The sequence below is a fragment of the Paraburkholderia sp. genome (genome assembly GCF_036488795.1).
GTDB lineage: Bacteria > Pseudomonadota > Gammaproteobacteria > Burkholderiales > Burkholderiaceae > Paraburkholderia.
Genome location: NZ_DASXHA010000083.1, coordinates 1 through 21,953, shown reverse-complemented (window position 1 = coordinate 21,953; position 21,953 = coordinate 1). Strand labels below are relative to the sequence as shown.

The following is a 21,953-nucleotide window of genomic DNA, read 5'->3' as shown; positions in this document are numbered from 1 at the left end:
GCAGGCCACCGAAGTGTGGCGTTTCATTGCCGATCACCGGGTGCCGTTCGATAACAACCAGGCCGAACGCGATATCCGCATGCCCAAGCTCAAACAGAAAATCTCGGGGTGTTTCCGTGCTGTGTCGGGCATGCAAGCCTTATGTACGATCCGCTCCTACCTCGCCACCCTGCGCAAACAGAACCGTTCGCTGATCGACGCGCTCACCCTGGCCTTTGCCGGATTCGTCGTTTCACCGCTTCCGGCTGCTGAATAGTTACGCGGCGGCAAAGAAAGTAGGTGCCGCCCCGCACAGGGGCGAAGCTAATAGACCGATAAGAATGCAAGGAAAGGCCAACGCCGTAGGCAAACAGTACTGGGGCGAAGCTAATAGACCGATAAGAATGCAAGGAAAGGCCAACGCCGTAGGCAAACAACCCAAGCGCCGCAGAGGCAAAAAAAAACCAAAACCTTAACCATTCCCCTGCACAGCAGACCGATCACCGCCGCGCCGCCGGCGCCCAGTCTCAATTCGAACCCGCATCCGATCCAGGAACAGATACACCACGGGAGTGGTATACAGCGTCAAAACCTGACTAACGATAAGCCCGCCAACAATAGCAATCCCTAACGGAGCGCGCAGCTCCGCCCCATCTCCATTGCCAAACGCCAGCGGCAACGCGCCAAGCAGCGCTGCAAAAGTCGTCATCATGATCGGTCGAAACCGCAGCAAACAGGCCTGGTGAATCGAATCATAGGAAGACAAGCCCTGCCGGGAGGCCTCAATTGCAAAATCGATCATCATGATCGCGTTCTTCTTCACAATACCAATCAGCAAAATCACCCCAATCAGCGCAATGATGCTGAACTCGGTCTGAAACAGCAGCAAAGCCAGCAACGCCCCCACACCCGCCGAAGGCAACGTCGACAAAATCGTCAGCGGATGGATATAACTCTCGTACAACATCCCCAGCACGATATACACCGCCGCCAGCGCCGCCAGAATCAGCAGCGGCATGTCCGATAGCGATTGCTGAAACGCCTGCGCCGTCCCCTGAAAACTGCCGTGTATCGTGCCCGGCATGCCGATCTGCGCCATCGTGTCGTAGATCGCCTGGGTCGCGTCCGACAGCGATTTGCCCGGCGGCAAGTTGAACGAGATCGTCGAGGCCACAAACTGGCTCTGATGATTTACCGACAACGGCGTGCTGCCCGGCCCGAAACTCGCAATCGCCGACAACGGAATCATCGTCTCCTTCGAGGTCGACACCGCAGCCCCAGACGAGGCGCTCGACTTGCCGCTCGCCGCAATCGAGTTGATTGCCAGATTGCGCGCCGAATCCGCTGCAATCGCCGCCGCGCTCGACGAGGTCGTGCCCGCCGTCCCGCCGCTCGATGCGTTCGTGCTGTTGGTGTTCGCCGTGAGCGCCGTCACCGTTCCCGCGGTCGCGTTGGTGGTCTGCGCGCCGCTCGCGCTGCCGCCCGACGTGCTGATGTACACCTGGTTCAACATGTCGGGGCTCTGCCAGTACTTCGGCGCCACTTCCATCACCACGTGATACTGGTTGAGCGGGTTGTAGATCGTCGACACCTGACGCTGGCCAAACGCGTCATACAGCGTATTGTCGATTTGCGCCGGCTGGATGTTCAGCCGCGCCGCGCTCGCTCGGTCGATCGTCACCATCGATTCCAGACCGCCTTGCTGCTGGTCCGAATTCACGTCCGCGAGCTCGGGCCGCGCCTGCAGCGCCTCGGTCAGCTTCGGTCCCCAGCTGTACAGGTCGGTCGTGGAGTCGGCGAGCAGGGTGAACTGATACTGCGCATTCGATTGCCGCCCGCCCACCCGGATGTCCTGCACCGCCTGCAGAAAGGTGCGCGCGCCCGCCACGTCGGACAGCGGTCCGCGCAATTGCTGAATGATCTGATCCGCGGACAGCTTGCGCCCCGGTTTCGACTTGAGCTGCACGAACATGAAGCCGGAATTGGTCTGCCGTCCGCCTGTAAAGCCGACCACGCTGTCCACGCCGGGGTTCTCGCCGACCAGCTTCATCATTTCGGCGAACTTGCCCTTCATGCCCTGGAACGACGTGGCCTGGTCAGCCTGAATGCCGCCCACCATCCGCCCGGTGTCCTGCTGCGGAAAAAAGCCTTTCGGGATGATCACGTACAACCAGATATTCAGGCCGATCGTCGCGACCAGCACCAGCAGGATCAGGAGCGGATGCCGTAACGACCAGCCGAGCGTGCGCTCGTAACCGCGCTGCATCGACAGAAAGCCGCGCTCCAGCCACTGCGCAAAACGTCCTTCCTCCCTACGTTCATGCGGCTCGTTCAGGAGGCGCGAGCACATCATCGGGGTCAGCGTCAACGAGACGAGCAAGGACACACCGATCGCGAGAGACAGCGTCAGCGCGAATTCGCGGAACAGGCGTCCGACGATGCCGCCCATCAGGAGAATCGGCAGGAACACGGCGACCAGCGAAATACTGATCGACACCACCGTGAAGCCCACCTCGCGCGCGCCGAGGAAGGCGGCCTGCATGCGCGGCACGCCGTTTTCGATGTGCCGCGAAATGTTTTCGAGGACCACGATCGCGTCGTCGACCACGAAGCCGGTTGCAATCGTCAGGGCCATCAGCGACAGGTTGTCGATCGAAAAACCCATCAGGTACATCGCGGCGAACGTACCGATGATCGAAATCGGCACCGCGACGCTCGGGATCAGCGTGGCGCGCCAGTTGCGCAGAAACAGGAACACCACCATCACGACCAGCGCCACCGCGATGATCAGCGTGTGCTCGGTGTCCTTTAGCGACGCGCGGATCGTCGTCGAGCGATCGACGGTCGGCGCCACGTCGACGTCCGCCGGCAGCGACGCCTTCAGCTGCGGCAGCATCGCCTTGACGCGGTCGACGGTGTCGATGATGTTCGCGCCTGGCTGGCGGTAAAGAATCACCAGCACCGAACGCTTGCCGTTATAAAGACCCAGGTTGCGCAGGTCTTCGACCGAATCGACCACCTCCGAAACGTCCGACAGCTGCACCGCCGCGCCGTTCCGGTAGGCGATGATCAGGTCCTTGTACTGCGATGCCTTGCTCGCCTGGTCGTTGGTATAGATCTGCACATGGTTCGGCCCGAACTCGATCGAGCCTTTCGGGCTGTTCGCGTTCGCCGCTGCCAGAGCAGCGCGCACATCCTCGAGGCCGATGCCGTAGTGGAACAGCATCTGCGGTTCCAGTTCGACCCGTACCGCCGGGTTGGCGGAACCGCTCACATCCACTTCGCCGATGCCGTCCACCTGCGAGAGCGACTGCTGCAGCACGGTGGCGGCGGAGTCGTACAGCTGTCCGGCCGTCAAGGTGTTGGACGTCAGCGCGAGAATCAGGATCGGCGCGTCGGCGGGGTTGACCTTGTGGTAGGTCGGATTGCTGCGCAGGCTTGCGGGCAGGTCGGCGCGCGCCGCGTTGATGGCGGCCTGCACGTCGCGCGCGGCGCCGTCGATGTCGCGGTTCAGGCCAAACTGCAACGTGATGCGCGACGAGCCGACCGAGCTTTGCGAGGTCATCTCCGTAACGTCGGCAATCGAGCCGAGATGCCGTTCCAGCGGGCTTGCCACGCTGGTGGCCACCGTCTCCGGACTCGCGCCCGGCAGCGTGGCCTGCACGGAGATGGTCGGGAAATCGACCTGCGGCAGCGGCGCGACCGGCAGCTTCGTGAAGGCGAACGCGCCGGCCAGCGCGATGCCGATCGCCAGCAAGGTGGTGGCGACGGGCCGGGAGATAAACGGACGCGACAGGTTCATCGCTCAGTTCCCCGCGTCGGTGGCAGGCGGCGGTGTGCGGCGGTTCGCGGCGCCCCGCTGAAGGCGTTCCCGCACGCGCCGGGCCAGCGAATCGAACGCGAGGTAGATCACCGGCGTCGTGAACAGCGTCAGCAACTGGCTCACGATCAGGCCGCCGGCAATCGCGATGCCGAGCGGGCGGCGCAACTCCGAACCGGCGCCGGTGCCGAGCATCAGTGGCAGCGCGCCGAGCAGGGCGGCCATGGTCGTCATCAGGATGGGCCGAAAGCGCAGCAGACACGCCTGGTAAATCGCCTCGCGCGCCGGCTTGCCCTGTTCGCGCTCCGCTTCGAGCGCGAAGTCGATCATCATGATGGCGTTCTTCTTCACGATACCAATCAGCAGCACGATGCCGATGATGCCGATGATGTCGAGGTCGTGTCCGGTCATCAGCAGCGCGAGCAACGCGCCGACGCCGGCCGAAGGCAGCGTCGACAGGATCGTGATCGGATGGATGAAGCTTTCGTACAGCACGCCGAGCACGATATACATCGTGACGATGGCGGCGAGAATCAGGAACAGCTCGTTGGCAAGCGACGCCTGGAACGCGAGCGCCGCACCCTGGTAGCGGGTCTGGAACGAGGCTGGCAGGCCGATGTCCCGTTGCGCCTGGTTGATCGCCTTCACGGCGGCGCCGAGCGACGATCCGGGCGCGAGGTTGAACGACACGGTGGTGGCCGGGAACTGGCTCAGGTGCGTGACCAGCAACGGCGCGGGTTGTTCGACGAACTTCGCGATCGACGACAGCGGCACCTGTCCGCCCGTGGAGGTGGAGGAGGGCAGGTAGATCGCGTTCAGAGAGTCCGTGTAGTGCTGGACGTCCGGCTGCGCTTCCAGAATCACGCGGTACTGGTTCGACTGCGTGAAGATGGTCGAAATGATGCGCTGACCGAATGCGTCGTAGAGCGCATTGTCGACAGTAGCCGGCGTGATGCCGTAACGCGACGCGGTGGCGCGGTCGATCTGCACATACACCGACTGGCCGTTCTCCTGCAGGTCGGTGGCCACGTCAGCCAGTTCCGGCGCCTGCTTCAGGCGCTCCATCAGCCGCGGTACCCAGGTCGAGAACTCGCTGATGTTCGGATCGGTCAGCATGAACTGGTATTGCGTGGGGCTGACCGTGGCGTCGATGGTCAGATCCTGCACCGGCTGCATATACAGCGCCGCGCCGGGAATGTGCGCCACGTCCTGCTGCAACTGGCGGATCACGTCGCTTGCGGTGTGCTTGCGGTCGTCGCGCGGCTTCAGGTTGATCAGCATGCGGCCGCTGTTCAACGTGATGTTGTTGCCGTCCACGCCGATGAACGACGTGAGACTGTCCACATCCGGATTCTTCAGAATCTGCGCGGCCAGTTCCTGCTGACGCTCGGCCATGGACTGATACGACACCGATTGCGGCGCCTGCGTGATGGCCTGGATCACGCCGGTATCCTGCACCGGGAAGAAGCCCTTCGGAATGAACACGTACAGCACCACGGTCAGCACCAGCGTGAGCAGCGCGACCACCAGGGTCGAGCGCTGGCGCTCGAGCACCCATGTCAGCGCCACGGCATAACGGGCGATCACGTAGTCGATAAACGCGTGCGCCTTCGCTTCGAAGCGGTGGCTCTCGTGCGGCGGCGTGTGGCGCAGCAGCTTCGCGCACATCATGGGCACCAGCGTCAGCGAGACGACCGCCGAAATCACGATGGTCACGGCGAGCGTGATGGCGAACTCGTGGAACAGACGCCCGACCACGTCGCCCATGAACAGGAGCGGAATCAGTACCGCGATCAGCGATACCGTCAACGAAATGATCGTGAAGCCGATCTGTTTCGAACCCTTGAGCGCGGCCTCCAGCGGCGATTCGCCTGCCTCGACGTAACGGGCGATGTTCTCGATCATCACGATCGCGTCGTCGACCACGAAGCCGGTGGCGATGGTCAGCGCCATCAGCGAGAGATTGTCCAGCGAGAAGCCGCACAGATACATCACGGCCAGCGTGCCGATCAGCGACAGCGGCACGGACAGGCTCGGGATGATGGTGGCATAGAAATTGGCGAGGAACAGGTACATCACCAGCACCACCAGCACCACCGACATCAGCAGTTCGAACTGCACGTCGCGCACCGACGTGCGGATCGTGGTGGTCCGGTCGGTGACGATCTGCACGTCGAGCGCCGCCGGCAGCGACTGCTGCAGCTGCGGCAGCAGCGCCTTGACGCTGTCCACCACCTGGATCACGTTCGCGCCCGGCTGCCGCTGCACGTTCAGGATGATGGCGGGCGTCGAATCGACCCAGGCGCCCAGCTTGGTGTTTTCCGCGCCCTGGACGATGCTGGCCACGTCGGTCAGCATCACCGGGCGGCCGTTCTTGTACGCGACGACCGCGCTCTTGTAGGCGTCGGCGTCGGTCAACTGGTCATTTGCGTTGATTGTGTAGGCCCGCGTCGGACCGTCGAAATTGCCCTTCGGCGTATTGACGTTCAGGTTCGAGATGGTGGTGCGCAGGTCGTCCAGATTCAGGCCGTACGCAGCCAGCGCGCGGGGATTCGCCTGAATCCGCACGGCGGGGCGCTGACCACCCGAAAGGCTTACCAGACCCACGCCCGCCACCTGCGAAATCTTCTGCGCAAGACGGGTGTCGGCCAGGTCCTGCACCTCGGTCAAGGGCATCGTCTTCGAACTGAGGGCGAGCGTGATGATCGGCGCGTCGGCCGGGTTCACCTTCGCGTAGATCGGCGGCGCGGGCAGGTCGGACGGCAGCAGGTTGCCCGCCGCGTTGATGGCCGCCTGCACTTCCTGTTCGGCAATATCGAGCGGCAGGTCGAGACTGAACTGCAGCGTGATGATCGACGAGCCCGCCGAGCTTTGCGACGACATCTGGTTCAACGACGGCATCTGCCCGAACTGCCGTTCGAGCGGCGCGGTGACGGACGAAGTCATGACATCCGGGCTCGCGCCCGGATAGAAGGTTTGCACCTGGATGGTCGGGTAGTCGACTTCCGGCAACGCCGACAGCGGCAGGAAGCGCAGCGCGACGAGCCCGACCAGCATGATCGCCGCCATCAGAAGGGCGGTGCCGACCGGGCGCAGAATAAAGGCGCGGGATGGATTCATGCGGTTTCAGTGAGCCTTATTCCGACGCTTGCGCCGCGTGTTTGTGATGATGACCGCGCGCGCCGGAGGCGCCCCACGGAGCGGACGCGCCGTGTGCTCCCCACGCGCCGGATGCGCCCCGGGCACCCGAGGCGCCGCGCGGACGGTCCGCCGGAATGGTGATCTTCGCGCCTTCCTTCAGACGGTCCGAACCGTCGATCACGACGCGCTCGCCGGGTTGCAAACCTGACGCGATGCTGGTGCGCTCGCCGTCCACCGGCCCGATCTTGATGGGGCGCACCGTGACGGTGTTGTCGGGCTTCACGACATACACGAACTGCCCCATCGAGCCGTTGAGCACCGCGGAGGTCGGCACGATCACCGCATCGTGAATCGTATCGACCAGCAGCCGCGCGTTGACGAACTGGTTCGGGAACAGCAGGTTGTTTTCGTTCTTGAAGCTGGCGCGCAGCTTGAGCGTGCCGGTGGTCGTGTCGATCTGGTTGTCCAGCGTTTCGAGCACGCCGCCTTCGAGCGAAGTGGTGTTGCTGCGGTCGTACGCCGTCACCGACAGTTTCTGGCCCGTTTGCACCTGCTTCATGATCTGCGGCAGATTGTCTTCCGAGGTCGTGAAGATCACGCTGATAGGCTGCAGTTGCGTGATCACGACGATGCCGTTGGTCAGGTTGGGCGTGACGTAATTGCCCGCGTCCACCTGGCGCAGGCCGACGCGGCCCGACACCGGCGCGGTGATGCGGGCGTAGATCAGATCGAGCTTGTAGGTGTCGATATTCGCATGGTCCGACTTGACGGTGCCTTCGTACTGACGCACGAGCGAGGCCTGGGTGTCGACCTGCTGGCTCGCAATCGAATCTTGCGAAAGCAGCGTCTGATAGCGTTTCAAGTCGAGGCGCGCGGTTTGCAGCAGCGCCTCGTCGCGTGCGAGCGCGCCCTCGGCGTTTTCCAGCGAAATCTGATACGGGCGCGGGTCGACCTGGGCGAGCAGATCGCCCTTCCTGACCATCTGGCCTTCTTCGAAGGCGACCGTTTGCAGTACGCCGCTCAACTGGCTCTGCACGGTGACGGTGGCAAGCGGCGTGACGGTGCCGAGCGCGGTCACGACGACCGGCATCTCGCCTTGCGTGGCGGTGGCGACGTGCACCGGTTGCGGCAGGTTGCCGAATCCGCCCGGGCCGCCGCGGCGGCCTGCATGCGCGCCGCTGCTGGCGCCCGCCGGCGCATGGGCGGCTGGGTCCGGGTCGCCGCCCCATGGATGCCAGCGGATCAGCACGATGCCGGCCACCACGAGTGCCGCGACGATCAGACCGATGGTGCGCCCCCGATGCCGCTTACCTCCGCCTTTGCCGCCGCCGCTGGGCAAGGGCGATCCCGTAGAAGGCTGGCCAGACGGGGCATGGGTGCGTGACGTTTCCGGTTGCTTTTGTTGTTCGTCCATCGATTCGGTCAGGTGGCTGGCGAGAAGTTGAGCAGGTGTCCGAAAAGTTGTTTCGACACCGGTATGTTCTGTTATCACCGCGGACCGGCATGAATGCCGGCCTGGTTCGACAGCGTACACAACGCACTTGTTCAGCGCGAGGCTACGCGATGCGCAGGAAAAGGATCTTAGGCTAAAGCAAGTGCGTGACAGTCAGGCGGGCAGTGCGGCAGACCGGCTTGGGCGCGCAAGCCCGGAAAGCATGATGCTACGTCCCAGCCTTCCAGATCGTCCAGCGGCGTATTTTTCGATCGATTACGAAAGTAACAGCGCCCCGCACGGCATGCCGCGGACCTTCGAGCGGGCGCCGCGTTGCCGTCCGGAGCCGGTGTGCGGCAGTTCTAGTTATCGAGGCGCCGCCCCGGCGCGCCGCCGATCTCCAGCACGATCTTCCCGATACATTCGAGCAGCAGCGGAGCCGCGCGTGCGATCAGCCAGTCACGCGGACACTGTTGCGCCGAGCCGCCGCAATTGACAGCATAGCGCTCGCCGGACGGCCCGATGAAGCCGGCGGCGATCGCGTTCAATCCCTCGTGCCATTCGCCGGTCGCGATCGCGAAGCCGTGGGTGGCGGTTTCGTGCAAGGCGTTTTCGAGCCGGCTGCTGATATGCCCCCAGTCGTCCCCTTCGGCGGCTTGCAGGCCCAGCAGCAGCTTCTGGCGCTCAGGCTCGGCGAGTACCGCGAGATAGGCGCGGCCGACGGCAGTGCGGCTCAGATTCATCCGCGAACCGATTTCGAGCCGCGATACGAGGACGGCGGAACGAGGTTTGATGGCGTCGATCACCACCATGTCGAGGCGATCGCGCACGGCGAGGTGAACGGAGAGCGAGGTGCTTTCGGCCAGTTCGATCAGGAAGGGCCGCGAGCGCGAGCGGATATCGAAGTTACGCAGAAAACCGTTACTCAGCTCCAGCACGGACGAGGTGAGCACGAAACGCTCGCTGTCGGGCAGGCGGAACAGAAAGCCGGCGCTGACGAGCGTGGCGGTGATGCGCGACACCGTCGGCTTGGGGATGCCGGTCAGTTCGGTCAGTTCGCGGTTGCTGAGCGGCGCATCGGCGGCGGCGATGCTGCGCAGCACAGTCAGGCCGCGGGCAAGCGCGGTGACTTCGTCGCCGGAGCCGTCTTTTTCTTTCAGCGCGTCGCCGACGCGGGATGACGTCGAATGCTGGGTCATGTCAATTTTTCTGGAACTTCGTTTCGATTTTCAAGACCGTGCGGCTACACCGAACGGTCCGCGGCACTGTCGAACACTTATGATGATGACCTACGCAAGCCCTAATTGGTATGACAATTCGTTGTAGTAGAACGATTTTTCGAGCAGAGGACCCGGTCGCGAGATTTTGCTTGACTTAGTCAGCATAACCATAAAAAATGGAATCTCATTTCGAAAGAAAGGCCTGCGTGCAACTTTTGCTGCAAGCTTGGGCTCTGGCCTGGCGTGCTTCCAGCCGGGCCCTGTAAGCTTGCAGCGGTGCAACCGCGGTGCTTCGACCGCCCGGCTTTGCTTTCGAATCCCCTCTCTCAGGTTCTAGCACGGCCCTCGGAATGGCTAGAACTTTTTAAGGCGTCACGGCAACGTGACGCCTTTTTTTTCCGCAAGTCGCCTGAGATGCGGCGGCAGGCGCAGCGCGCCTCGCGTCGGTGCGCGCCCTCTATCCCACAGAGTGAACAGAGTATGCCCTAACGTACGCTTAACGCGTCACCAGCGACACAGTGGCGATCCCTAGTACGGTCATCACCAGCGAAGTCGAAACGTGGATGGCAATTTCCCCCGCCGCCCAGCCGAGCCGGCCATCCTGCAAGCGTTGCACGACTTCGGCGGAGAAGGTCGAGAAGGTAGACAGGCCACCCATCAGACCCGTGATGACGAATAGCCGCCATTCGGGCGCGATGTCCGGCAAGCGGGCAAAGGCCGCCACCGCGACGCCGATGATGTAGCCGGCAATTATGTTGGAGGCCAGGGTACCGAGCGGTATCGCAGGAAACAGTCCGTTCAGGCGAATGCCCAGAAACCAGCGGAACAGCGAACCGAATGCGCCGCCAATGCCGACGGCGAGAATAGATAAATACATAGAAAGGGTTTGGCGAAGTCGAGAGGTCGACAAACCGGGCTGAGCGCAGACGCAATGCCGCGTCCGCAGTCATCCGGGCGAAGCAGGCATCATCAGCCAAAAAGGCGGTTATGGAGAATGCCATCTCCAGCGCGCCAGTTTATCACTGGCGCCGGGTATTGGGGGACAGGTAATGGCTGAGGCGCACGTTGGGCCAACTGTCGGGCAGCGTGGCAACTGGCGTCGGCGCGCGGCATGTGGTCGGCAGAGCAGCCGACCCGTGCAGCGCGTCTGCGAGGCCGCGTCTAGTCGACCGGGTCCGGCTGATCGCTAACCGTGCGCACCTAGCCGTGCGCATCTAGCCGACCGCGTCTAGCCGACGCTTTCCCGCTGCGGCGTCGAGGAGATCTTGTGAATCGACAGGTCGGCGCCTTTGAATTTGTCTTCCTGGGCGTGCGCGCGGCCACGCAATGGCAGCCTTTGTCTTAGTCGCAAAACGCCGACATAATGCACTGTCCCCAGCGCGGCCTGCCGGGCTACCAGAACGATTTCGCGTACGCATGAGACTGACGACCAAAGGGCTGTTGCTAATCGCGATTCCGGCCGTGTTCGAACTTGCACTGCTGTCAGGACTGGTCAAGGCACAAGTGGATGCCGCACAGGCGGAGCATTGGGCAACCCACAGCGAAGAAGTGCTGCGCCAGACCACCTCCATTCTCGAGCCGGTTCTGCTCGATTCGGTACGCTTGCGCGGTGTCGTGCTCGCCGATCGCACGGGTGCCAACGTCAACGTCAACGCCAACATGGCCCCGTCGTTGACGCTCTGGACCGACATCGACCGGCGCATCGACCAGCTGACCGAGCTGGTTGCCGACAACCCGGCGCAGGTCGAGCGCGCCGCGCAGATTCGCCAGTCCGTGCAGGCTTACCGCCAATGGGCAGACCGCGTGCAGGATCTGTTGCATTCGGGGCGTCGGCGCGATGTCGTGGCGCGTTTCAGCGATCTGGCGAACACCGACGTGCTGGACCGTTTTCGCGTCCAGATCGCCGCGTTCCAGGCGGAGGAGCGCCGCCTCGACGCGCAGCGTTCAGTCGAGGCCGACGCCGCGCGCGACCAGCAACTGATCCTGCTGGTGGCGGCCGTATTAGGTTCACTGGTGTTCGTGGCGCTGGCCGTCTGGCTCTTCACGCGCGGCGTGCGCGGCCGTCTCGCGCTGCTGTCCGACAATGCCACACGGCTTGCCAGCAACGAGCCGCTCGCGCCCATCGGCCCCGGTTCCGACGAAATCGGGCGTCTCGATCTGACCTTGCACGAAACCAGCCGGCGGCTGCTCGAGGCCGAACGCATCCAGGCGCGCTTCCAGGCGGATCTGGCGCGGCGCGCGAACGAACTGACTCATATCAACGAAACGCTGCGGCAGCAGACTCAGGAAAACGAGATGTTCATCTACAGCGTGTCGCACGATCTGCGTGCGCCGCTCGTCAATCTGCAGGGTTTTTCAAAAGAGCTGATTCATGCGTGCGACGATCTGCGCGCGGCGGTCCGGCAATCGTCGCTCACGCCGGAGCGGCGGCAATTGATCGAACGGCTCGTCGATGACGATATCGGCGAGGCGCTGCATTATCTGCAGACGGCGGTGCTGCGCGCATCGCATATCATCGACGCACTGTTGCGGCTCTCGCGCGTGGGTCGCGTCGAATACCGGCGCCAACAGGTGCAGGTGAGCGACATCGTGCAGCGCGTGATCGACGCGATGCGGGTGTCGATCCGGGCGAAAAGCGCACGCATCATCGTGCATGAGCTGCCGGCGGTATGGGGCGACGCAACCGCGCTCGAGCAGGTGTTTGCGAACCTCGTCGGCAATGCGATCAACTATCTGGATGCGTCGCGCGACGGGCGCGTGGAAATCGGCACAACACCCGCACCGCCCGGCGTGCGCTCCTTGCGCATTTTCTACGTGAAGGACAATGGGCTCGGCATTCCCGCCGTCGCCATGCCGCGTCTGTTCAACGCGTTTCAGCGTTTGCACGGCTCGGTAGCGGCCGGTGAGGGGATCGGCCTCGCGCTGGTGCGCCGCGTGGTGGAGCGGCACGGTGGCCGCGTCTGGGCGGAGTCGACCGAGGGAGAGGGAACGACCTTCTATCTGTCACTTCCGGAAGCCGAAATGCGCCCGCCGCGTGAAGAGCCGCCGGCACTGGCCACGGCAGCTGCGGGGCTCACTATGCGGCGAACAGCCGGCGCGGCTTGAGCAGTTTGCTGCCGCGAATCGACCAGTAGCAGCCGCACAAGACCAGCACAGCGACGCCGACCAGAATGATGTGCGGCGCGGGACGCAGGCCCAGCAGCCCGTCGAAAGCGAACAGGCCACGCACGAGAATCAGCAGGGCGCCCCACAGCGCGAGCGCGGCTTGTACGAGAAGGCGCATGCCGGTGAAGCGGCGCGCGCGGTTTTCGAGGGACCAGCCGGCCGGTGCACGGCCGCAGATGAAAGCAATCGCGAACAGCGCGGCCGCGAGAATGACGAGCCAGTCTGTCAGTTCCATATAAAGGCGCTCCAAAGTCAACCGCTGACTATAGAAAGGCCTGTTTCTGCGAACTATCGGACGAGTCTCAATTGCGTGGAGGGACGCCGGATTGCGCGGATTGCAATCCGGCGGCGCGCAGCAATGCGATGCACTCAGAGTTCGATACGCGTGCCGAGCACCACGAGGAATTGCCTCAGCCACTCAGGATGAGCAGGCCACGCGGGGGCCGTGACGAAGTTGCCGTCGGTGACCGCGGCGTCGACGGGGATGTCCGCATATTCGCCGCCCGCGAGCTTCACTTCCGGTGCGCAGGCCGGGTAAGCGGAAATCCGTTTGCCGCGGATCACGTCGGCGGCGGCGAGCAGTTGGGCGGCATGACAGATCGCGGCGATCGGCTTACGCTGTTCCGCGAACTGCCGCACGACATCGATGACTTTCTGATTGAGCCGCAAGTACTCAGGCGCGCGACCGCCGGCAATCGCCAGTGCGTCATACTGGGCCGGGTCCGCATCGTCGAAGGACGCGTTCAGTGTGAACTGGTGGCCTGGTTTCTCGGTATAGGTCTGATCGCCTTCGAAGTCGTGAATGGCGGTCTTGATGCGCTCACCCGCGGACTTGCCCGGACACACCGCGTCGACCACGTGACCCACGGCCTGCAGTGCCTGAAACGGCACCATTGTTTCGTAATCCTCGGCGAAATCGCCGGTCAGGAACAGAATCTTCTTTGCTGCCATCGCATGCCTCCAGTTGAACAGCGGAACACATCGAACGGGCAGTCAGTCTACTCCAACGTATTTGACCGTTCAGCGTCAATGGCGAAGTCCAGCTTGCCGCGCACGAAAGCGCCTTGCCACGCCGCAATTGGAGAGCGTCGGGCGCAACGGCGTATCATTGCATCGTTTCCGTATGCAGAAGCCGCCCGGCGCGGCGCACATTCCCACATGACTTCATTCACACGCCATCCTCTGGTGCGCCGCGCGGCATTTGCCGTCGCGCTGCTCGGCGCGCTCGCCGCGTGCCAGAAAAACGACGCCGCGGCGGGGCAGGTCGCCGCCAAGGTGGACAGCGCCGCGCAGCAGGCCGGCCAATCGCTGAACCAGGCGGCAAGCTATGTCGGCCAGCAGGTCGACACAGCGAAGGACACCGCGGAGCAGAACCTCCAGTCGGCGTCGGCGCCGACGATCACCATCGATCCTTCGGCGCTCGCGTCGACCGCGCAGGCCAACCTGCAGAGCGCCGCCAGCGCGACCAACGCCGGTCTCGCCAAGGCCGCATCCGTGACCGGCGGCGGCCTGGAAGTGGCGGGCCACAAGCTGCAGGAGTGGTCGAACGAGACCACGTCCGCTTCGTCCGCAACGGCCGCATCGAGTGACAGCGACAGCAGCGACGCACAGAAACAGATGGACAAATGATGCCGCCCGAATGGCCGATGGCGCGCTGCGAGGCCAGCTTGACACGGCCGTTAAGTGTAATTAGCATGGTTACATATAATCGCCGTCATGCAGGGGTGGTGTGAATACCAGTAGCCGTTTCGCATTTGCGGTCCATGTGCTGGCGCTGTTGTCGTTGCAGGAGGGCGTGCCGCTTTCGTCGGAGTTGATTGCCGGCAGCGTGAATACCAATCCGGCGCTGATCCGGCGTCTGTTGACCATGCTGGCCGACGCGGGGCTCACCACGGCGCAACTCGGCGCGGGCGGCGGCGCATTGCTGGCGCGACCGGCACAGGACATTACGCTGCTGGACATCTATCGGGCGGTTGATGACGCGCAACTGTTCGCACTGCATCGCGAGGAACCGAACCCGGCATGCATGGTGGGGCGCAATATTCAGGACGTGCTGCGCGGCATCATCAGCGAGGCGCAACAGGCCATGGAGGCATCACTGGCAGGCCGCACGCTTGCCGATGCCACGGCAGACGTGGTCAAGGCGGAACGTCAACGCGAACGCAAGCGGCGTCAGGCGGGATAGAAAATGCGGTTCGTGGCCGGTGCGCGCGTGACAACATGAGAATGTGGTACGGCGGTCCAGTCTGCGGGAGGGATTCGCCGCAATCATGAGCAAGGGGTTAAACCCCTCTTTTTTCGGTCTTATATGTAATCAACATGGTTACATATAAAGCCATCACAGGAGCATGCAAATGAGCAAGACGTTGAAGATCGCACTGTTCGGTGCAACCGGCATGATCGGTTCGCGAATTGCCGCCGAAGCCGCGCGACGTGGTCATCAGGTCACGGCGTTCGTGCGCAACCCGGCACGTGTGCCGGCCGGCATCCCCAACCTGCAGGCGCGTGAGGCTGACATTCTGGATGCCGCCAGCGTCGCTGCTGCCGCGCGGGGCCATGACGTGGTGGCGAGCGCGTATGCGCCGCCGCCCGATGACGCCGAAGTGGTCCTCGCAGCCTCGCGGGCGCTTGTGGAAGGGGTACGCGCGGCGGGCGTAAAGCGTCTCGTGGTGGTGGGCGGCGCAGGCTCGCTGGAGGTCGCACCGGGCAAGCAACTGGTCGATACCGAGGGCTTTCCGGAGGCCTATAAGGCGGTGGCGCTGGCGCATCGCGATGCGCTCGGCTTTTACCGCACGGTGAGCGGGGTCGACTGGACTGTCTTCGCGCCGGCCGCCTTGATCGCCCCGGGTGAGCGCACCGGCACGTTTCGCACCGGGACGGATACGCTGATCGTCGACGCCGCCGGTAACAGCCGCATTTCGGCCGAAGACTACGCGATCGCGTTCGTCGACGAACTCGAACAGGGGCGCTTCGTGCGCCAGATCGCGACGCTCGGGTATTGAGGGCGAATCCCACATCGGACGGGCACGCGCAAGCGTCCTAACATTCGGTTACGCATGGTTATGCGCTGCCGCGGCAAGTGCGGCTACACTTGGCGTCTCCCGTTTTGTTACGGATTGCCATGAAGTCATGCCCGAAGCGGTGTGAGTCCGAGGCTGCGCCGTTTACCGGCGGGTATCGGGCCATTCGCAGGATTCACACCGCCGTTCATTCTCTGCGCCGTCGCGCCGCACATAGGCCGCGTCGCGGGTCGGCGCGTGTCTGGTCCGGGTTATTGGCGTTGCCACTGAGCGTGTGGCTCGTCGTGGCGGCGTGTTTTGCGTGGACGCCCGCTGTGGCGCAGGCCGCGGGCACGCCGGTGATCCCCGCCTTGCAAAGCCTGATCAACAGCGCGACGGTGACGCCTACGCCGGCATCGGGGGCGTCGGCGGCGGACGCGGCTTCCGCGTCGTCGCCCGCAAGCCAGGCGGAACTGGCCCGCTCGCTCGATAGCGTGATTTCCACGCTCGACAACGACCGTCAACGCACGGCACTCGTCGCACAACTGAAGAAGTTGCGCGACGTCAGCCGCACCGCTGCGCCGCCCGCGCCCGCCCAGCCGAGCCCCGGCTTGCTGGGGGCGATCGCCTCGGGCATCGCGACATTCGAATCCGGCGTGCACGAGGGACGTACGCCGCTGCGCTATTGGGGCGGCCGTTTCAATGCTGCCGCCAACGAGCTGTACACCATTGTCTCGAGCCAGGGCCGCGAGAGTCTCGGCACGATCCTGCTGGACATGGTCGCCATGCTTGCCGGCTGGGGCGCCTGCGCATGGGGACTGATCTATCTGCAGCGCCGTTTGCATCAGCGCTACGGGATCGAATTCGGGCTCAAACCGAATCCCACCACCCGCGAACTGCTGATCTTCGCGCTGCGGCGCGTCGGCCCGTGGATCGTCGCCTTTCTGGCCGCGCTGATCTTCGCGCGGGCCATGCCCGACGCACTCGGCCGCACGCTAGGCATGGTGGTGGCCTACGCGATCGTCGCGGGCGCGGTGTTCTCCGCGATCTGTCTGATCATGTTTTCGCTGTTCGGCTCGGGCCACCGGCGCACGGCGGTGCGTCTGCTGATCGACCACGCGCGCCGGCTGCTGTTCGCGATCGGGGTGTGCGGCGCGCTGGGCGACGCCGCGGTGAACTACGACGTCGCGCATCAACTCGGGTCGAATCTCGCGGAACTGGTCTCGACCGTGGCGAACATGACCGCTGCGGTGCTGACCGCCTATTTCGCGCTCGCGTTCCGCAGGCCGGTTGCGCACCTGATTCGCAATCGCGGGTACGACACGCGGCACAACCACAAAGCCGCAACCGACGCGTTCGACATCCTCGCCTCGCTCTGGCATGTGCCGGTGCTGCTGCTGGCGAGCGCGTCGGTGATCGCCACGCTCGGCGGTTCGGGTTCGAACGAGAACGTGCTGCAGATCTCCGTGGTGACGGCGCTGCTGCTGGTACTGGCCTTCTTCCTGTCGGCCATCGTGTTGCGCGTGACGCGCCCGCGCGACCACCGCAGACGCCGCCGCTCGCCGTATCTCACGCGGCTGCTGCGCTTCGTCGGCACGCTGCTCACGCTGTTCATCTGGCTGGCCTTTCTTGAGCTGGCGGCGCGCCTGTGGGGCGTGTCGCTCGCGAGCGTGATCGAGGAAAACGTCGCGGCGCGCGGCATCGCACATGCGGTCGTGGCGATTCTCGCCACGCTATTTATTGCGTGGCTGCTGTGGATTCTGGTGGATACCGCCATCACAGAAGCGCTGACCCCGGGCGGTCCGCGCAACAAGTCGCGTAACAACGCGAGCACGCGCGCCCGCACCATGTTGCCGCTGGTGCGCAATGCGCTGCTGGTGACGATCGTGACGATTGCCGGCATCGTGACCGCCGCGAACCTCGGCATCAACGTGACGCCGCTGCTGGCCGGCGCGGGCGTGATCGGTCTGGCGATCGGTTTTGGCGCGCAGTCGCTGGTGACCGACCTGATTACCGGTTTGTTCATCATTATCGAGGACACCATTTCGGTAGGCGACTGGATCGATGTCGACGGCGGCCACGCAGGCACCGTCGAGCACCTGTCGATTCGCACGGTGCGTCTGCGTGACGGGCAGGGCGCGATCCACGCCATTCCGTTTTCGCAGATCAAGATCGTCAAGAACCTGTCGCGCGATTTCGCCTACGCGGTATTCGAAGTGCGAATGGGCTTCAAGGCGGATGTCGACGAGGTCACGCAACTGATCCGCGAAGTGGGCGCGGATCTGATGGCCGACTTCCGCTATCGGCGCGAGATGCTGGGTCCGATCGAAGTGTGGGGTCTCGACCGTTTCGATCCGAACTGGATGGTGGTGAAAGGACAGATCAAGACCCGGCCGCTCCAGCAGTGGAGCGTAGCGCGCGCGTTCAATGTGCGCCTGAAGCGCAAGATGGACGAAGCCGGTATTGAGATTCCCGTACCGCAGATGCGGGTGTACACCTCGGCGAAGGACAACGAAGGTCAGCCGCTGGCGGAGGACGAGATGCCGGGCAGCGTGTATGTGCCGGACGATGTGACGATGCCCGAGCACGCTCATCCTCACGCTCACGCGTCGCATGCCGGCACTGCTGGCAGCCGGGCGGCGGGCCTCGCCGTAGCCGCGGCCCGCGATGTGTCGCATGAGCCGCGGCCGGCGCCGGCGCCGACCGGGCAGACCGCGCCGATCCCGCCGCAGATTCCGACCGCGGGTGAAGGGGGCAAGAGCTAGTTGGGCGGTGGGACGCGCAGCGCGTACTCCGCCCTGGCGCGCGTTGCATCTGACCACCATCCGCTTGAGACGCGCGTCCGGTTGAGAGCTGGTGTCGGACACTGGCAGGCCGCAGCAGCGGTCTGCGCCGCAATTCAGGCGTGGGCGCGTTCAGCGCTGGGCAGGGTTGGAGCCGCGACGTGCAGCAGGTCGTTCACATGCGTAGCGATCTGCGATCCTTCGACACCGTAGACATGCAAGGAGACCGCCGGCGCGTCGCTCGCATTGCCCAGCCGGTGAATGCCGCCACGGCCCGCTTGCACGAAGGACACCGCGCCGCTCGCGCGCGGATGCGTGCGGGTTTCGCTGGCGCACTGCTGTGCCGCGTTCCACGTATATACCGTTTCCGTCAACGCGCCGTCCAATACCACGTAGCCGCACCATGTCCGATGCGCGTGGATGGGGCTCGCCTGTCCCGGCATCCAGACCAGTGCGGCAATCGCATAGCGCCCGTGCGGATCGGCGGCGAGCAGGTGGCGGCGATAAATGTCGCTGGCGCCTTCGCGTTGGGCGGGGGCGAGCAAGGCCGGAGCGGCGGCCGCTTCGGCGAGTGCCGCCCGCACTCCTTGCGCAAATGCCGCGCGTTGCGACGGATCAGCGGCGTGGGAGGATTGAACGAACAAGGTATCGAGCGCGTCGCAAAGACGCGCGAGCGCGCGTCCGGAGACGGCAGAACCATGCGGTTGCGAGGGCGTGAGGCGGTCGACGACGGACGGTTGGTTAGGGTGGCTCATGGCGGCTGCCAGACTCGCGGCTCAAGTTGATCGGATGGGGATATTTATACCGGTTTGCACGGAGAAAGAGTTTTCATATAATTCCCCTTCGACAAGAAAAAGTAGAATAATTTTCTAGATAGGGGTGTTCATGGGAATGGATATCATCGACCGCAAGCTGCTCGAGTTGCTCCAGGCAGACGCGACCATGCCGATCGCCGAACTGGCGCAACGCGTGAACCTGTCGCAGACACCTTGCTGGAAGCGGCTGCAGCGGCTCAAGGAGGCCGGCGTGATTCGTGCGCAGGTGGCACTGTGCGATGCGCGCAAGCTCGGGGTTGGGACCACGGTGTTCGTTGCCGTGCGTACCAACCAGCACACCGAAGCGTGGGCCGCGACCTTCACGCGCGCGGTGCAGGACATCCCCGAGGTGGTCGAGGTGTACCGCATGAGCGGCGAGACGGACTACCTGCTGCGCGTTGTGGTGTCGGATATCGACGATTACGACCGCGTCTACAAACTGCTGATCGCCGCGGTGCCGCTTTACGACGTCAGTTCGAGCTTCGCGATGGAGCAGATCAAATATTCGACGGCACTCCCAGTACGGGCCGCCGCGGTGACTGAAACGCGTTGAGTATTGTCGGGTGGCCGCGTTGGCAGGCACCAGGCCGGAGCCGCCCAGACGATGACGCAGGGCGCAGCGCGCGCCGTTCACGGGCGGGTCCGGATTATGCGGCTGCAAGCCATGTGCAAGCTGCTGCAGGCCGCGTCAGCGTAGAATGCCAGCCTCCCTGATCCTTACCCGTTAGTCGAGCCGCCACATGAACGAACCACGCAAGAAGAACCCGACCTTCGGCATCGCCGTATTTATCGTGGTCGCCGTGCTGCTGGTCATCGCGACGCTCTTCTACAACGCCATTGAAGGCAAACGCGACTTCGACCGCCAGAATGCGGAAGTACCTAATGTCGCGTCCCAGGCTGCAGCGGCTGCCGCTGCGAGCGGCGCGGCTTCGCAATAATCGGCGAGTGGCGCGCTGCTCCGGCATGGCGTGAATCCCCTCCCGCGCCGGGCCAGTTCGCTCGCGTGAGCGCCACTAGCTGGTCGCGTCAGCGCCATTAGCGCAGGTCATTCATCCGGCAGACGGATCACGCTGGCATCCCGGCGGATCAGATTGGCCGCTGCCAGCATCTGCTTGCACTGATGCGCGAGCAGCTTCAGGTCGTGCATGGCCTCCATTGAATTGTCCGCCGACTTCTCGGCCTCCACGACCATCGCATCAAGTTCACGCCCGAGTTGCTTCGTCAGCTCGGCGTAATCGGGCGGCAGCGCGGTTCCGGCCTCGGCCTCCGTAAGATTGTCCCGAACCACGCTCAGCACACGTTGCAGCGGTTGAAGCGACACGCTTTCCTGCTGTTGCGCCGACGTGCGCAACAGCGGCGCCGCTGCCGTGATCTGCGATGCCAGCGCGTGGCTGCGCACGAGCAGGTCATTGAGTTCCGGGACGAACTTCTGTGCCGCCTTCGGCTCGAGCATCATGCGCTGGAATGCCTGCCCCAGGTTAGCGAACGCGACGTGCACGTTCTTGCGGGCGAGCCGGTAGCGGTAATCGCGCTCCAGTGCGATGGACGCGGCCGAAGCGGCGGGTGTCGCCGAAGTACCGGTCGTGGCGGCCGGGGTTGCCGGCGTTGTTCCCGATGCGGCGGCTGTGACGCCAGGGCTGGCAAGTGCCGTTGCCGGCCCGTTCGAGGACGGAGATTTGGCCGGGGCAACCGCCGTATCCGCGGCACGGCTCGCCGCCGGCGCAAGCGCGGCGGCACCGAAGCCGGCAGATCCAAACGCCGCCGCTGGATCGGCCATGGCGGCGGCGGGTGCGAAGGCGCCCGCCTCGGTCACGACCGCAGCGGCAATGGCGGACGGCTTGCCGCTCCACCACCAGCTCGCTTCGAGATACTGACGGGTCGCCGCAATCATGCTGTTGACCAGTTTGCCCATCAGCCGGTATTCCCAGTAGGGGAACAGATGGCTGGCGGCAATCGCGATGGCGCAGCCCACGACCGTGTCGATGGCGCGCTCGCCGATGATCCGCATGCTGCCTGGCGCAAGCAGATGGAACATCAGCAGCACGTACGACGATGTGAACACCACACTGGCCGCGTAATTGAACAGCAGCAGGCTATAGCTCATCACCATGGAGGCAAACATCACGACCATCAGGATGTGCGGCGATTTAACGAAGACGATCAGCGCGATGCTGGCCGTGCAGCCGATCAGCGTGCCGACGATCCGCTGTCCGTTGCGCTGTTTGGTGAGCGAATAGCCGGGCTTCAGGATAATGACGGTGGTCATCACGATCCAGTATGCATTGGTGAGCGGCAGCAGACGCCCCAGCCAGAAACCGACGGCCACCGCGATCGTCACGCGTAGCGCGTGCCGGAAACTCGGCGAGGCCATCGTCAGATTCGAGAAAATCTGTCCGAACGGCACGCGCCGGCTCGATACGAAGCGAGACAGCGCCTGGTCCAGACGAAGTTCGGTTTCCGTGGTGCGCGCCTCGCTGGAGAGGCTCTTGCGCATTTTGTCGATCAGCCGCGTGGCGCTCCAGATGCGCCGGAAGGTGGCCGACACCGCCGAATAAGCCTCCGGGTTTTTCGCCGGCATATCGTGCTTGCGCATCAGCTC

Annotated in this window: 17 protein-coding genes and 1 riboswitch; of the genes, 8 read left to right on the top strand and 9 right to left on the bottom strand. The window is 64.1% G+C overall.

What is annotated here, in order from left to right; all coding sequences use genetic code 11:
- A partial coding sequence (locus VGH41_RS11105) for an IS66 family transposase (RefSeq protein ID WP_331597467.1) occupies positions 1 to 256 on the top strand: 256 nt, incomplete at its 5' end.
- A 195-nt stretch (positions 257 to 451) separates the two neighbouring features.
- On the opposite strand, the gene VGH41_RS11100 is transcribed toward VGH41_RS11105, so the two are convergent.
- The 5 genes from VGH41_RS11100 to crcB all read right to left on the bottom strand — a co-directional run bounded on the left by VGH41_RS11100 (position 452) and on the right by crcB (position 10,469).
- Complete coding sequence (locus tag VGH41_RS11100; RefSeq protein ID WP_331597466.1) at positions 452 to 3,781, bottom strand: efflux RND transporter permease subunit; 3,330 nt, start codon at positions 3,779 to 3,781, stop codon at positions 452 to 454.
- A 3-nt stretch (positions 3,782 to 3,784) separates the two neighbouring features.
- Positions 3,785 to 6,919: an MdtB/MuxB family multidrug efflux RND transporter permease subunit gene (locus VGH41_RS11095; protein ID WP_331597465.1), complete on the bottom strand. Its 3,135-nt coding sequence runs from the start codon at positions 6,917 to 6,919 to the stop codon at positions 3,785 to 3,787.
- A 16-nt stretch (positions 6,920 to 6,935) separates the two neighbouring features.
- Complete coding sequence (locus VGH41_RS11090; RefSeq protein ID WP_331597464.1) at positions 6,936 to 8,354, bottom strand: MdtA/MuxA family multidrug efflux RND transporter periplasmic adaptor subunit; 1,419 nt, start codon at positions 8,352 to 8,354, stop codon at positions 6,936 to 6,938.
- A 380-nt stretch (positions 8,355 to 8,734) separates the two neighbouring features.
- A complete protein-coding gene (locus tag VGH41_RS11085; RefSeq protein WP_331597463.1) occupies positions 8,735 to 9,571 on the bottom strand; it encodes an IclR family transcriptional regulator in 837 nt (278 codons plus the stop codon).
- Positions 9,572 to 10,088: 517 nt separating this feature from the next.
- On the bottom strand, positions 10,089 to 10,469 hold the full coding sequence (gene crcB / locus VGH41_RS11080; RefSeq protein ID WP_331597462.1) for a fluoride efflux transporter CrcB: 381 nt from the start codon (positions 10,467 to 10,469) through the stop codon (positions 10,089 to 10,091).
- 76 nt (positions 10,470 to 10,545) lie between these two features.
- A riboswitch (Fluoride riboswitch) is annotated at positions 10,546 to 10,606 on the bottom strand.
- A 402-nt stretch (positions 10,607 to 11,008) separates the two neighbouring features.
- On the opposite strand from crcB, the gene VGH41_RS11075 reads away from it, so the two are divergent.
- Positions 11,009 to 12,697, top strand: coding sequence for a sensor histidine kinase (locus VGH41_RS11075; RefSeq protein WP_331597461.1), 1,689 nt, complete (start codon positions 11,009 to 11,011; stop codon positions 12,695 to 12,697).
- Here VGH41_RS11075 and VGH41_RS11070 read toward each other — a convergent pair.
- Positions 12,669 to 12,992, bottom strand: a complete 324-nt coding sequence (locus VGH41_RS11070) for a hypothetical protein (RefSeq protein ID WP_331597460.1) — start codon at positions 12,990 to 12,992, stop codon at positions 12,669 to 12,671. The two genes, VGH41_RS11075 and VGH41_RS11070, sit on opposite strands and share 29 nt — an antisense overlap.
- 134 nt (positions 12,993 to 13,126) lie before the next feature.
- Positions 13,127 to 13,708, bottom strand: a complete 582-nt coding sequence (locus VGH41_RS11065; RefSeq protein ID WP_331597459.1) for a DJ-1/PfpI family protein — start codon at positions 13,706 to 13,708, stop codon at positions 13,127 to 13,129.
- A 207-nt stretch (positions 13,709 to 13,915) separates the two neighbouring features.
- On the opposite strand from VGH41_RS11065, the gene VGH41_RS11060 reads away from it, so the two are divergent.
- The 4 genes from VGH41_RS11060 (at position 13,916) to VGH41_RS11045 (ending at position 18,521) form a co-directional block, all read left to right on the top strand.
- A complete protein-coding gene (locus VGH41_RS11060) occupies positions 13,916 to 14,386 on the top strand; it encodes a hypothetical protein (protein WP_331597458.1) in 471 nt (156 codons plus the stop codon).
- 100 nt (positions 14,387 to 14,486) lie between these two features.
- A complete protein-coding gene (locus tag VGH41_RS11055; RefSeq protein WP_331597457.1) occupies positions 14,487 to 14,942 on the top strand; it encodes an Rrf2 family transcriptional regulator in 456 nt (151 codons plus the stop codon).
- Between the two features lie 169 nt (positions 14,943 to 15,111).
- Positions 15,112 to 15,759: an NAD(P)-dependent oxidoreductase gene (locus tag VGH41_RS11050; RefSeq protein WP_331597456.1), complete on the top strand. Its 648-nt coding sequence runs from the start codon at positions 15,112 to 15,114 to the stop codon at positions 15,757 to 15,759.
- Between the two features lie 119 nt (positions 15,760 to 15,878).
- Complete coding sequence (locus VGH41_RS11045) at positions 15,879 to 18,521, top strand: mechanosensitive ion channel family protein (RefSeq protein ID WP_331597455.1); 2,643 nt, start codon at positions 15,879 to 15,881, stop codon at positions 18,519 to 18,521.
- 134 nt (positions 18,522 to 18,655) lie between these two features.
- On the opposite strand, the gene VGH41_RS11040 is transcribed toward VGH41_RS11045, so the two are convergent.
- Positions 18,656 to 19,294, bottom strand: coding sequence for a cysteine dioxygenase family protein (locus VGH41_RS11040; protein ID WP_331597454.1), 639 nt, complete (start codon positions 19,292 to 19,294; stop codon positions 18,656 to 18,658).
- Between the two features lie 130 nt (positions 19,295 to 19,424).
- On the opposite strand from VGH41_RS11040, the gene VGH41_RS11035 reads away from it, so the two are divergent.
- Both VGH41_RS11035 and VGH41_RS11030 read left to right on the top strand, forming a co-directional pair.
- A complete protein-coding gene (locus VGH41_RS11035) occupies positions 19,425 to 19,907 on the top strand; it encodes an Lrp/AsnC family transcriptional regulator (protein WP_331597453.1) in 483 nt (160 codons plus the stop codon).
- Positions 19,908 to 20,094: 187 nt separating this feature from the next.
- Positions 20,095 to 20,292 carry a hypothetical protein gene (locus VGH41_RS11030; protein ID WP_331597452.1) on the top strand — a complete coding sequence of 66 codons (198 nt, stop codon included), beginning with the start codon at positions 20,095 to 20,097 and terminating at the stop codon, positions 20,290 to 20,292.
- A 107-nt stretch (positions 20,293 to 20,399) separates the two neighbouring features.
- On the opposite strand, the gene VGH41_RS11025 is transcribed toward VGH41_RS11030, so the two are convergent.
- Positions 20,400 to 21,953 (bottom strand): FUSC family protein (locus VGH41_RS11025; protein ID WP_331597451.1); only part of this gene is annotated, 1,554 nt, incomplete at its 5' end.